The sequence below is a fragment of the Anaerosacchariphilus polymeriproducens genome, assembly GCF_003363435.1.
Lineage (GTDB): Bacteria > Bacillota > Clostridia > Lachnospirales > Lachnospiraceae > Anaerosacchariphilus > Anaerosacchariphilus polymeriproducens.
Genome location: NZ_QRCT01000049.1, coordinates 268,451 through 282,660, shown reverse-complemented (window position 1 = coordinate 282,660; position 14,210 = coordinate 268,451). Strand labels below are relative to the sequence as shown.

At 32.9% G+C, this 14,210-nt stretch carries 11 protein-coding genes; 10 read left to right on the top strand and 1 reads right to left on the bottom strand.

Annotation, left to right across the window (positions count from 1 at the left end):
• The first annotated feature begins 10 nt into the window (after positions 1-10).
• Positions 11-328 (top strand): metal-sensing transcriptional repressor, encoded by a 318-nt coding sequence (locus DWV06_RS14820; RefSeq protein ID WP_235828978.1) that lies wholly within the window; start codon positions 11-13, stop codon positions 326-328.
• Positions 329-712: 384 nt separating this feature from the next.
• Positions 713-2,065 (top strand): glucose-6-phosphate isomerase, encoded by a 1,353-nt coding sequence (locus DWV06_RS14815; protein ID WP_115482959.1) that lies wholly within the window; start codon positions 713-715, stop codon positions 2,063-2,065.
• A 109-nt stretch (positions 2,066-2,174) separates the two neighbouring features.
• Here the strand turns inward: DWV06_RS14815 and DWV06_RS14810 are convergent, their stop codons facing one another.
• Positions 2,175-3,026 (bottom strand): AraC family transcriptional regulator, encoded by an 852-nt coding sequence (locus DWV06_RS14810; RefSeq protein ID WP_115482958.1) that lies wholly within the window; start codon positions 3,024-3,026, stop codon positions 2,175-2,177.
• A 323-nt stretch (positions 3,027-3,349) separates the two neighbouring features.
• Here DWV06_RS14810 and DWV06_RS14805 point away from each other — a divergent pair, with 323 nt between their 5' ends.
• From DWV06_RS14805 to cooS, 8 genes are all read left to right on the top strand, one after another.
• Complete coding sequence (locus DWV06_RS14805) at positions 3,350-4,654, top strand: ABC transporter substrate-binding protein (RefSeq protein ID WP_115482957.1); 1,305 nt, start codon at positions 3,350-3,352, stop codon at positions 4,652-4,654.
• A gap of 153 nt (positions 4,655-4,807) precedes the next feature.
• Positions 4,808-5,656, top strand: coding sequence for a carbohydrate ABC transporter permease (locus tag DWV06_RS14800; RefSeq protein WP_115483080.1), 849 nt, complete (start codon positions 4,808-4,810; stop codon positions 5,654-5,656).
• 12 nt (positions 5,657-5,668) lie between these two features.
• On the top strand, positions 5,669-6,514 hold the full coding sequence (locus tag DWV06_RS14795) for a carbohydrate ABC transporter permease (RefSeq protein WP_115482956.1): 846 nt from the start codon (positions 5,669-5,671) through the stop codon (positions 6,512-6,514).
• A gap of 13 nt (positions 6,515-6,527) precedes the next feature.
• Positions 6,528-8,723 carry an alpha-galactosidase gene (locus DWV06_RS14790; protein ID WP_235828977.1) on the top strand — a complete coding sequence of 732 codons (2,196 nt, stop codon included), beginning with the start codon at positions 6,528-6,530 and terminating at the stop codon, positions 8,721-8,723.
• 104 nt (positions 8,724-8,827) lie between these two features.
• Positions 8,828-9,559, top strand: a complete 732-nt coding sequence (locus DWV06_RS14785; protein ID WP_162300654.1) for a LytR/AlgR family response regulator transcription factor — start codon at positions 8,828-8,830, stop codon at positions 9,557-9,559.
• Between the two features lie 24 nt (positions 9,560-9,583).
• Entirely contained in the window at positions 9,584-10,909 is a 1,326-nt protein-coding gene (locus DWV06_RS14780; protein WP_115482954.1) for a sensor histidine kinase, read from the top strand.
• Between the two features lie 169 nt (positions 10,910-11,078).
• Positions 11,079-12,050, top strand: coding sequence for a CPBP family intramembrane glutamic endopeptidase (locus DWV06_RS14775; RefSeq protein WP_115482953.1), 972 nt, complete (start codon positions 11,079-11,081; stop codon positions 12,048-12,050).
• Positions 12,051-12,132: 82 nt separating this feature from the next.
• Positions 12,133-14,049: an anaerobic carbon-monoxide dehydrogenase catalytic subunit gene (gene cooS / locus DWV06_RS14770; RefSeq protein ID WP_115482952.1), complete on the top strand. Its 1,917-nt coding sequence runs from the start codon at positions 12,133-12,135 to the stop codon at positions 14,047-14,049.
• Positions 14,050-14,210: the final 161 nt, after the last annotated feature.

Genomic DNA, 14,210 nt, shown 5'->3' with positions numbered 1-14,210 from the left:
GAGAAAAGAGATGGAAGAAAGAAATAAAATAGATGCTGAGGATATTAAGACGAATCATCATGCTCATTATCATACACAATCAAAAGAGGTCATTAATAGATTAGCAAGGGCTATAGGGCATTTGCAGAAAGTAAAAGCTATGGTGGAAGAGGGAGAAGACTGCAGTGAAGTGTTAATACAACTAGCAGCAGTAAAATCTGCATTGAACGGAACAGGCAAGGTAATATTAAAAGATCATATAGAACATTGCATTGTACATGCAATAAAAGAGGGTGATCAAAAAGAACTCGAAGAATTAAATAAAGCAATTGATCTTTTTATTAAGTAGAATAGAATTTGAAAACAAAGGTTCAACAATTCTGATTATCGAATGTTGAACCTTTGGTTTTAGAGATTCTTTTAGCAGGCAGTGAAACAGCAAGTGAGAACAATGGTATAGAGATTATTAAAACTTAAATATAAAAAAGAAAATATTAAAAACGCAATCAAAAAAAGACATACAGTAAACTCCTTTTCTTTTAGTAATATGTTATATCCTATAAAAATGTGAAATTAAATAAAAAATAGACCTTATAAAATTTATAAAATAAAAAATATTTTTCCTTGATATTTAAAATCGAATTTGATAATATTATAACGATGATACCTAAAATCCATAATTATACAAAAGGAAACTAATTAATTAAGAAATTCAAAAGAAAGTAGGAATAGTATGAGCAGAAATGTTACATTTGACTATAAGAAGGCATTAGGATTTATTAAGGAAGAAGAATTAAAATTGATGGAGACTGCGGCTTTATCGGCGAAAAAGGAATTAATGGATAAAACCGGAGCAGGTAATGATTTTCTGGGATGGGTGGATTTGCCTGCAGAATATGATAAAGAAGAATTAAATAAAATCAGGGCAGCAGCAGACAGAATTAAAAGTGATTCAGAGGTTTTACTAGTTATAGGTATCGGTGGTTCTTATCTTGGAGCTAGAGCGACAATAGAGTTTCTAGGACATAATTTCTATAATGTTGTATCTAAAGATACTAGAAAGACACCTGAAATTTATTTTGTTGGCCATAATATCAGTAGTACTTATATACAACAACTAAAAGATGTATTAGAAGGAAAAGATTTTTCAATTAATGTAATCAGTAAATCAGGAACAACTACTGAACCTGCTATAGCTTTCCGTATTTTCAAGAAAATGATAGAAGAAAAATATGGAAAAGAAGAGGCGGCAAAAAGAATATATGTGACAACAGATAAAGAACGTGGGGCTTTAAAAGGTCTTGCGACACAGGAAGGCTATGAGACTTTTGTGGTGCCGGATGATATCGGTGGTCGCTTTTCTGTTTTGACACCAGTAGGTTTATTACCAATTGCAGTAAGCGGTATTGATATTCAACAGCTTATGGAAGGAGCGGCTTACGCAAGGGATTTGGCTGTTAAAAATGATTTGGAACAAAATCATGCTCTTCAATATGCAGTAGTTCGTAATATTATGTATAGAAAAGGTAAAAATGTTGAAGTATTAGCAAATTATGAACCTTGTTTACATTATATCGGTGAATGGTGGAAACAGCTATATGGAGAAAGTGAAGGGAAAGATCAAAAAGGAATTTTCCCTGCAGCAGTAGATTTTACTACAGATTTACATTCAATGGGACAGTATATTCAAGATGGCGGACGTATGTTATTTGAAACAGTACTGAATATAGAAGAAGACCCGGTTAGTCTTGTTATTGAAGAAGAGGAAGAAGATTTAGACGGTTTAAATTATCTGGCTGGTAAAACAGTGGACTATGTAAATAAAAATGCTATGTATGGAACTATGTTAGCTCATACCGATGGAAATGTACCTAATTTTATGATAACAATTCCAAAGCGTGATGCATTCAGTTTGGGCCAATTGTTCTATTTCTTTGAATTTGCTTGTGGAATCAGTGGATATCTGTTAGGTGTAAATCCGTTTGATCAACCAGGTGTAGAAAGTTATAAACGAAATATGTTTGCACTTCTTGGAAAACCCGGATTCGAAAAAGAAAGAGAATTGTTACTAAAAAGATTAAAGTAAGATTGATTTCATGAGATACAGCTCATATTTTATATTATTGTTTGCTAATAGAAGAAACTACTACTAAGATTTTTGCTTGGTTGTAGTTTCTTCTTATTTGTTCATACTATTATTCACTAGGAATTGTAGTAGAACCATGATGTCTGCGCCAATCACGTGGAGAAACGTTATAAGTATTTTTAAAAGCACGAGAAAAGTGAAGAGGGTTATCATATCCAACAATTTGAGCGATTGTATTAATTGGATAATTAGTATTGCATAAATAGTCGCAAGCTCGATTCATTCGGTACTTAATTAAAAAGTCTTGTGGAGTGACATGCATGGTATCTTTAAAAATTTTTCCAAAATAACTTCGATTAAGATTACAAAAATTCGCAATATCAGTAATTGAAATATTTTTGTTATAGTTTTGTTCTATAAAATTAATGGCTTCTCTTGTATAAAATTCCCGCAAATTGCCAACAGTAGTAACATTTCTTGAAGCAGAAGTCCGAATCAGAGCATCCATTATATGGTATAAAGTTCCTATTATTTGAACAGGAGATGCTTCAGGATGTTCGACCAGATAGGTGATATGGTTTTTCAAATCATTTGATTCTAATCCTTTTATGGGTTTGTAGATGGGAGAGTCCTCTGTTAAACCTGCATCATTAAGATATTCTTGAGCTTTTAGACCATCAAATTCAATCCACATATAACACCAAGGATGTTTTTCATCTGCATAATAAGTATTTACTGTATTTGGAGTAATTAGAAATGCTTGTCCTGGTTCAAGATAATAATGCTTATCTTTGAAACTATGGAATTTCCCGGAACCGGATAAAATGTAATGAAGTAAATAGTGATTTCGTATTGCTGGTCCAAAAGATTGCATGGAGCGGCACGATTCCATTCCATATTGATATAAAGTCAGATCAATATAATTAGTATTAGGAAAAATGTAATTCACATGATTAGGCATAGGAAATCCTTTCTTTTATAAATAAAATTAATAGGTTAATAATTATATACCATAATGCTATATTTTAATCAAGAAAATTTTGAGAAATATAGAATTATGGTATATTATGACGTCATAAATATATTACAGTTTTTGTATAAAAATGATAATATAATATATACAACCAAGGATAATATGTGCATTATTACAAAAATCTTATGGCTGCAGACAGAAGATTTTGGGAATAAATACATGAAATTATTTTAGTGTTGTATGAAAATAAAATAGGGTGTTTGGTAGAGTAGCATATCAAAAAGCAAGATGTAAAATTTAGGAGGATTTGTATGAAAAAGAAATGGGTAAGAATGATTGCAATTGCATTGGTTGGAGCAATCTCAATGTCACTTTCTGCTTGTGGAAATAGTACAACTAAGAATAATGGAACTTCCGCAGATGGTTCAAAAAAGGCAAAATTAACGTTTCAAATCTGGGATACTTTTCAACAAAAAGGAATGGAAGATTTAGCGAAAGCTTATAATGAAAAGCATCCGAATGTTACGATAGATGTACAGACTGTCAATTGGGATGAATATTGGACGAAGTTAGAAGCATCTGCCAATAGTAATTCACTTCCTGACATATTTTGGATGCATACCAATGAATTTTCCAGATATGCTGATGCAGGATTATTAGCTGACATGACAGATTTATATAAAGAAGACGAGGTAGATTATTACAATAAGCATTTTGCAAAAGGCTTAGTAGATAACGTGACTTATGATGGTAAACTATATGGTGTTCCTAAAGATTATGATACCATCGCTCTAATGTATAACAAAGATATTTTTGATCAAGCTGGCGTGAAATATCCTGATTCTACATGGACTTGGGAAACTTTAAAGACGGCAGCAGATACGATTCATAAAAAGACCGGCAATTTTGGATTTTTGGCTCCATTAGATGATCAACAAGGTTATTACAATTTGATTTATCAAGCAGGTGGTCATTTGATCAATGAGGATAAGACTGCATCAGGATTTAATGAGGAAGGTACCAAAAAAGGGCTTTCTGAGTGGATCAGCTGGCAGTTAGACCATGACTTTAGTCCAAAACAGGCAGCATTTGCTGAAAATGATTTTACAGAAATATTCATGTCAGGGAAAGCAGGAATGTGTTTTATCGGAAGCTGGATGATGTCTAACTTTTATAACAATTATAAAGACATAAATTGGGATTTTGCAATATTACCAAAATGTGATAATCCTGTAAAAGGAGAAGGCAGAGCAACCATATATAATGGTTTGAGTTATGCCACACCTGCAAAAGGTAAAAATGTAGAGGCTGCTAAAGACTTTATTAAATTTATGGGTTCAGAAGAAGGAATGAAAATTGCATCAAAATCCGGATGTGCTATTCCTGCATATGAAGGAACCGAAAATGCATGGTTTGAACAATACGCAGGAAAAAATGTTAAAGTTTTTGTTGAAATGATGGAGTATGGAGTGCAATTTCCTTATACCAAATCAAAAGCTGAATGGGGAGACAAAGTAACGGCATCTATTCTGGAAATTTATAAAGGAAACAAAACAGTAGAAGAAGTAAGTAAAGAATTGCAGACCCTTGTAGATGGTTGTATAGCAGAAGAGTAATATTGTGAATAAGAGGGTGTCTTGAACCCTAATAGGTAAACAAGGCACTCTCATTTTATAGGTAAAATTGCTCTGCAATTTTATTTAGGAGGTGATTCGGTGAATACAAAATTGAAAAAAAAGAAACAAAAGAAAAATTTAATTGCTTATATTATGATAGCACCGACAATGATAGGGCTGGTTATTTTAAATATCATACCGTTTTTTGAAACGATACGAATGAGTTTTTATAAATCAGGTTCGTTTGGGAAGTGGACGTTTTGCGGAATCGATAATTATATAAAAATGTTCTCGAGTTCAGGTTTTTGGAGATCTACTTGGAATACCACTTATTTTGTAATCCTTACTGTACCGATAGGAGTGTTTATTTCCTTAGTACTTGCAGTTTTTTTAAATGCAAAGATTAAAGGACGGACTATATTTAGAGCGATTTACTTTTTGCCAATGGTAGTTGCTCCTACAGCTGTAGCAATGGTTTGGAAGTGGATGTATAACTCAGAATATGGAATTATAAATAATTTTTTAAGAAGTATAGGTATTTCCAATACAATCAACTGGATTACCAACAGTAAAACAGCATTATTAGCATGTGCGATTGTAGCTATATGGAGTGCGATAGGATATGATGCTATTTTATTACTTTCCGGGATTCAAAGTATTTCTAAATCTTATTATGAAGCAGCTAAAATAGATGGAGCTTCCGGTATCAAACAATTTTTCCATATTACAATACCAATGGTGTCACCTACCTTGTTTTTTGTAATTATAATGCGTGCTATGACGTCTCTAAAAATGTTTGATATTATCTATATGATGATCGAGGAAAGGAATCCGGCGATACGAAGTACAGAGACAATATTAATGCTCTTTTATAAAGAATCGTTTGTCAATAATAACCAAGGATATGGTTCTGCAATTGTAATATGGGCATTTTTAATTATAGGTGTTGTAACTCTTGTTCAATTTATTGGACAAAAGAAATGGGTAAACTATGAAACGTAATAGGGGGCAGTCATGGATAAAAAAGCAAATTATAAAAGATATATAAATGCAAAAGTTCTAATATATTTGGTTTTAGGTCTTGGAAGTATCTTAATGATTTTTCCGTTTATATGGATGCTTATTACCAGTGTAAAGACGATAGCAGAAACGACTCGAATTCCTCCAACATTTTGGCCGGATGATATAAAAAATACTGCTGCTTATAGGAGTGTAACGAATAGTCTTCCATTCTTTAAGTTGTATTTAAATACTATTTTAATGATAATATTTAGAATCATTTGTGCATTAGTATTTTCTTCAACTGCTGCGTATGCATTAGCAAAATTAAACTTTAGAGGGAAGACACTCTTTTTTACAATTATTATAACGCAATTGATGTTACCCTCACAGATTTTTATTATTCCGCAGTTCAAAATGATTTCACAAATGGGAATGACAAATACCGTTTTTGCAATGGTATTCCCAGGAATTGTCAGTGCTTTTGGGACATTTTTTCTGCGTCAGGCTTATATGGGAATTCCAGATGATATTATGGAAGCAGCCCGAATTGATGGTTGCAATGAGTTTCAAATATTTTATAAAATTACTATGCCATTAACGAAAACAGCAATGTCGGCATTAGCAGTATTTACAGCATTAATTGCTTATAGTGATTTGATGTGGCCGTTAATTGTTAATACAAACTTAAATAAATTAACTCTTTCAGCGGGATTATCAACGTTGCGTGGACAATACGTTACTAATTATCCGGTTTTAATGGCGGGTTCTGTATTGGCTATGTTACCAATGATTGTATTGTATCTTATATTCCAAAAGCAATTTGTAGAAGGAATTGCGCTGACAGGGACAAAAGCATAAAGGAGTAGAAAAAGTGTCAATTATTTATAAGCCAGAATCAAAAGTTTTTACTTTACAGACAAAATCGACAATGTACCAGATGTGTGTAGATAAATTAGGTTATTTATTACATTTATATTATGGTTCAACTATAGAAAATGAAGATTTAGATTATTTAATTAGATATATAGACAGGGCATGTTCAGGACAGCCATATGATGCATTAGATGATAGAACTTATTCTTTAGATATTTTGCCTCAAGAATACTCTACTTTTGGTTCAGGTGATTATAGAACCAGTAGTATTTTAGTAGAAAATAGTGATGGAAGTCAGACAGTAGACTTACGATTTAAAGAATTTACTATTTATGAGGGAAAATATAAACTACAAGGCTTACCGTCAGTTTATGCAAAAGAAGAAGCTGATACATTAGAAATTATATTAGAAGACAAACATACGAATATGGAAGTAGTTTTATTATATGGAGTATTCAAAAATCTAGATGTTATAACGAGAGCAGTTCGAGTGAAAAACAATGGAGCTGAGTCTGTTTATTTGAATCGTGTATTATCTACGTGTCTTGATTTTTATGAGAATAAATATGATTTTATAAGCTTTTATGGAAAACATATGTTAGAAAGACAATTGGAGCGAAGACATTTAACGCATGGAAAAACTTCAGTGGAAAGTGTCAGAGGCGTATCGAGTCATCATCAGAATCCATTTGTAATTTTGTGTGATCGTAAGGCGGACGAAGATATTGGAGATTGTTATGGATTTTCATTTGTATACAGCGGTAATTTCTTAGCTGAAACAGAGGTTGATCAAATCAATCAGACCAGATTTGTCATGGGGATTAATCCGACAGGTTTCCGCTATTGTTTGAAATCGCAAGAGGAATTTATTGCACCAGAAGTAGTTATGGTATTTAGTCAGAATGGGTTAGGAGAACTTTCTAGAATATATCATGACGTATATCGTGATCATTTGTGCAGAGGAAACTATGCGAAAAAACAACGCCCTGTTCTAATCAATAATTGGGAAGCAACTTATTTTGATTTTGATGAACAAAAAATCTTAGATATTGCCAGTATGGCAGCCGACGTAGGGATAGAGATGCTGGTAATGGATGATGGATGGTTTGGCAAAAGAAACAACGATTTGGCAGGACTTGGTGATTGGGTAGTCAATCATGATAAAATACCATCGGGTATTAACGGCTTGTGTCAGAAAATCAATGATTTAGGTATAAAAATGGGCCTTTGGTTTGAGCCGGAAATGGTTAATGAGGATAGTGATTTGTATCGGGCACATCCAGACTGGTGCATCAAGGTGCCAGAACGTTCACCAGTAAGAGCCCGTTATCAACTTGTTCTTGATGTGTCAAGGAAAGAAGTAAGAGATTATATTTTTGATTTAATCACAAAAGTGCTGGATGGTACAAATATAGAGTACATAAAGTGGGATATGAATCGGAATCTTACGGATCTTTACTCTGCTGGTCTTTCAAAAGAATCTCAAGGTGAATTATTTCATCGCTATGTTTTAGGTGTATATGATTTAATGGAACGGTTAATTCAAAGATATCCTAATATCTTATTAGAGAACTGCTCTGGTGGAGGGGGCCGGTTTGATCCTGGAATGTTATATTATTCTCCACAGATTTGGTGCAGTGATAATACGGATGCGATAGATAGAATAAAAATTCAGTATGGAACATCATTCGGTTATCCTATCAGTTCTATGGGGGCTCATGTTTCAGTAACACCAAATCATGGTAATGGCAGATGCACAGATTTTAAGACGCGGGGAATTGTTGCCATGGCGGGTACTTTTGGTTATGAACTAGACATTACAAAGTTATCAGATGAAGAAAAAGATATGATTCAATCACAGATTGAAGAGTTTAAAAGAAATTATGATGTCATACAGTATGGTGATTATTATAGATTGACAGATGTCATGAATAATCATGATTTTGCAGCATGGCAGTTTGTAGATAAACAGAAAACAAAATCATTATGCAGCTATGTAAGTCTCACAGCAAAAGCAAATGCACCGACAGTACGACTCCGTCTGAAAGGATTGGATGCTTCTAAGAAGTATAGGATTAATAAGGAAGATAAAATTTATTCAGGAGATTTGTTAATGAAAGCTGGATTTGTTGTACCGGAAACATTTGGTGATTATAAGGCAATCAATTTTGAGATTTTAGAAGTTCAGTATTAAAAAATAAATAGAGATTATAAAAAACAAGGATGGAATGTCCTTGTTTTTTGTATGAAAGCAAGATAAAATATAAGGCAGATAAAAAATGACGAGGGGTGAAACTGGTGAAAATTGCAGTATGTGAAGATGAAAAGCTATTTCAAAATCAGATTATAAAATTAATAGACAAATATTATCATAATTTAGATACTCTGATTGATACCTTTGATTCTGGAGAAGAGTTCCTCAAAAGATATCAGTCGGGATATACATATGATCTTATATTATTGGATATTGAAATGAAAAAGCTGGATGGAATTACGACAGCGAAGAAATTACGAGCATTTGGTGGAAATGAATTCATTGTTTTTCTAACAAGTCATACAGAATTTGCAATGGAGGGGTATGAGGTCGAGGCAGTTCGTTTTTTGGCAAAACCAGTCAAGGAAGAAAAAATGTTTGAGACATTGAAAGAAATAGATAGAAGAATGGAACAAAGGGAAACGATGCTTCTTCATACTCAGAAAGAAGAGGTCATTGTTGAAATTAGAGATATTGTTTATATAGAATCTGTTCGGAATGATGTTTTCGTTTTTGTACGGAATAATAGTGAAGGGGATAAAGGGAAGTATTTTCTGAGTGAATATCGGGTCCGCAAGAGGATCAAAGATTTTGAGATGGAATTATCTAAGAAACAATTTTTTAGATGTCATCGGAGTTATATCATTAACCTGGATTATTTGACCTCTTATCATGCGCGAGAGGTTACGATTTTTTCTGATATATGTCTTCCTATTAGTCGTGGAAGGGATAAGGAGTTGAAAGAGAAGATCATTCATTGTATCAAAACCCAGTGAAATAGCAATTAAAAAGAGGTAAACATGGAATTACAATTATTATATTACCGAGTATCTACTTGTACTTTAATTTTTATTTTGTTCTTTGTTTATAGATATGTATATGGATTTTCGATTCAAAGAATTAAAAAGTGGATTATTGTGGCAGGTTTATTAGGGTTCGTCTTATCTTTTTTAGGAAAGACCGGTGAATCGTATGATGAATTACTTATTTTATATGCTGTAATAGTTAGTCATTTGCTATTGTTTCTGGTTGTTCCAAAAAAACGTTTTCGGCATATATTTTGGTTTTGGCCCCTTGTTTTTACGGTATTATTACCTTATGGTCTATTATCTATGCTTGTACAAGTGATTTTTGGTAATTTAGAGAATGATCTATATGAAAGTATAAAATCCTTTGTTGGTGATATTACTACGCTTGTAATCATGTTACTAGTATGGAAGTTAGATGGAAAGTATCATTTTACAAAGAGAATAAAAAAAATAGAACGGTATATTATTGGGATTACCTCGACGTTCTTGGGAATATTGACATTTGGGATAACGGATAATGGATTTTTATTACATATAGATATATATCCTAAAATTATATTATGGATTTTGATTGCTGCTTACATATTAATAGTATATATTATGATACGAATGCTGATTCAGGGAAACACGGCACAGTTTTATTTGGAAATAAGCAGATTAAATGAAAAATATATAGAGGAAGAGGTAAGGCATTTTGAGGCATATAAAAAAATGCAGGAAGAAACCAGAAAATTGCGGCATGATATGAAGAATCATTTGGCTTGTATTAAGATTTTAATGGATCAAGAAAAAAGTGAAGAACTTAAAAATTATATAGAGGAACTTAATCTGGAAGTGGCAAAACTTGATGTTGATGTACAGACGAATAACAGTATGGTAGATGCGATTATTAGTTCAAAAAAAGAACGGGCAAAGGAAAAAGGCATCATGTTCGCAATGGAGGGAAATTTATTAAATGCAGCTGATATCAAAGCAATTGATTGGTGTAAAATATTTGCAAATGCTTTAGATAATGCTATAGAAGCATTAGAAGAATTGCATGATAAATATGATAGGACGGTCTATATTTCTATAAAACAAAATACAAATTTTCTGCTTATCAGTTTTGAAAACGCTTGTAAATACGGAGTAATTCAAAAGAACGGAAAAATTGTCAGTCGCAAAATAGATCAGGATAATCATGGTTTTGGAATAGACAATATAAAATCTGCTGTTGGAAATTATGGTGGCGATGTTCATATTAACTGGATACAGAAAGAGGATATTTGGCAATTTACTTTAGAAATTCTTCTGCCTTTAAATTTAAATAAAATGTAAACAATTTCGCTTTAGGTTTGGTGCAATATTTAAATTATAAAAAAATTAGTTGAGAATAACTTACCATTTGTCACATAAATATTGCAATTGGTCACAAAAATCGTAATTTTTCTTCTCATTTGCTATATGATATAAAGGAACTAAATTGTGATAAAGGAGTAGTGTTAGTATGTATTCAGAAGAAAAAACATTAAAAAAGTTATTTAAAAAGGATATTAATAAAATTGCTATAACTTTAATTTTATATGATATTTTGTTGATGTCAGTCTATACGTTATATGTAATAGTCGAAGCAGCTTTTCAAATGATAAAGAATCCTAAATTTGATGTAGAAGCATTTACAGATTCTATTTCCAGAAATGGTAAAGATGGTGTGGCTTATCTCGTAGGGATAGGATTAGGTTTGTTTTTAATTTATGCGTTAAGAAAAAAAGAGCTATTTACCTATGATTTAAAAGTATCAAGACGTAAAATGCATTTAAAAGAATTCGTTATTTTTCTTTCCTGTTTTATGGCTCCACAAATTTTGTTCTTACTTTTGGGGAATGGATTAGAAAGTGTATTTAATCATTTTGGTTATACCATTATGAATGATATGAAAAATGCTTCTGCCGGAAGTAACGGTATTTTAATGTTTCTTTATGCTTCGTTTTTTGGACCTATTTCTGAGGAAATCATTTTTAGAGGGGCAATACTTAGAAAATTAGAGAAACATGGAAGAGTTTTTGCAATTATAGTTTCAGCAGCTTTATTTGGATTGTTTCATGGTAACTTGGTACAAGGAATTTTTGCAGCTTCTGTTGGACTTGTGTTAGGATATGTTGCAATGGAATATTCTATTAAATGGTCAATGGTATTACATATCATAAATAATTTCATATTTGGAGACTTATTTTTGTTTTTGACTAAGGGTATGAATGAAACGGTTACTAATGTAATATTTTATGCAATGCTTGTTGTGTTTACTCTAATTGCTATCTTTTTTATATTTAAATATCGAAAGCAAATAGCTCACTACTTAAACGTATATGCTACGAGAAATAAGAAGAAGTATAAATACATTTTTACTTCTGTATGGATGATTATTTTTATTTTAATTTGTTTATTCATGGCAATGGAAGGAATTGAAAAATTGACTTAATTTAATACCCCGTTTTTGGGGTATTTTTTTTTGTTTAGGAAATACTAAACAGGATAATTTATGAAAGAAACGAGGTATTGCTATGGAACAATCTATTTTAGAAAAAACAAAAGGACGTGTAAGCTATCATGATTCTGTAGAAGAAATGTTAAAGAGAATAAAAGAAGATGGACTTTCGAGTGTGTTTTCCAGATGGGAAGTACAGGAAAAAATACGTTGTAAGTTCTGTTTGCAGGGAGTCAGTTGCCAGTTGTGTACGCATGGTCCATGCAGGATCAGCAATGATCTGGAAGGAGCAGATAAGGGAGTGTGTGGTATTGATGCGGATGCAATGGCTATGAGAAATCTGCTTATGAGAAATATTATGGGAGCTGCGACTTATGGTCATCATGCATATGAAGCTTTTCGGACACTTAAAGCGACAGGAGAAGGGAAAACAACGTTTGAAATCAAGGACGTTGAAAAATTGAAGTGGATGTGTGAGAAAGTCGGTATTGATACCAATCAAGAAACAAATCAATTAGCAATAAAACTGGCTGAATTACTAGACGATGAATTGAAAGTTAACCCAGATCGGGAAAGTATTATGGTGGAAGCATTTGCGCCTAAGAAAAGAAAACCGCTATGGAGAGACCTTCATCTTTACCCTTCAGGTTTACAGCATGAGGTTGAAAATGCAATTGCCAGTTGTTTGACAAATGTAGATGGAGATTATGTTTCATTAGCCAAAAAAGCCCTCAGACTTGGCTTGTCTACAATTTATACGGCACAAATTGGATTAGAAATGACGCAGGATATTTTGTTCGGAACACCGATGCCTCATGAAGTAGATGTAGACTTGGGAATTATGGATCCAGACTATGTAAATATTGCGTTTAATGGACATCAACCTTGGATAGGTGTAGCTACACTTCAAAAAGCAAAACAGCAGGAATACCAGGAAAAAGCAAAAAAAGCAGGTGCAAAGGGAATCCGGATCGTCGGATCTATTGAGACAGGACAGGAGTTGCTTCAAAGATTTGAAGTGGATGATGTTTTTGTTGGACTTATGGGGAATTGGCTTTCGCTTGAACCATTTCTTGCGACAGGTACGGTAGATGCGCTTGTTATGGAAGAAAATTGTTCTCCTCCGGCAATGGATCAATATGCTGAAAAATATCAGGTAACACTAATTAGCGTCAGCACTATCATTGGTGTTCCGGGAACGCAGCATGAAATGCCTTATTACCCTTCCAAAGCAGATGAAATGGCAGAAAACTGTATTGATATTGCAATTGAGAATTTTAAGAAAAGGCATAATAATATAAAACCTATGGTTCCTAAAAATAAGACGAAGGCAATTGCAGGATTTTCCACAGAGGCTGTTTTAAAAGCAATAGGAAATGATTTAAATGCCTTAGTAGATGTGATTGCAAAAGGTCAAATAAAAGGAATCGTAGCTTTGGCCAATTGTTCAACGTTAAGAAACGGACCACAGGATTGGAATACAGTAAATCTAACAAAAGAATTGATTAAGAAAGATATTCTGGTTGTGGCAGCAGGATGTGGAAATCATGGTCTTGAAGTGGCAGGTATGTGTAATCTTGAAGCTGTAGAACAAGCGGGAGAAGGATTAAAGGCAGTCTGTAAGTCTTTAGGCATACCTCCGGTCTTAAGCTTTGGTACATGTACAGATACAGGAAGAATATCAATGCTTGTGACTGCGTTAGCAGATCATTTAGATGCAGATATATCAGAGCTTCCGATTGCGGTGACTGCACCAGAATGGATGGAGCAAAAAGCAACTATAGATGGTATTTTTGCGGTAGCATATGGAGCTTATACGCATCTTTCACCAACACCATTTATAACAGGTGCACCTAATCTGGTAAAGTTAGTAACGGAAGATGTAGAAGCATTGACTGGCGGTAAAATAGCCTTGGGAGATGATCCTGTACAAGTAGCAGATGATATAGAGGCTCACATTAACAGTAAAAGAAAAGCCATGGGGCTCAGTTAGGTATAACAAATCTATATATTTTGGTTATATTTTGATAAAAACAAATAAAAAATTATGGTTTTTTATTAGATTAAGTATTTACTCTTGGCTAATAATAATATATGATGTGATAAGGAAATATTATAGATAAAACAATTAAAGATTGTAAACCAACAGGGGGA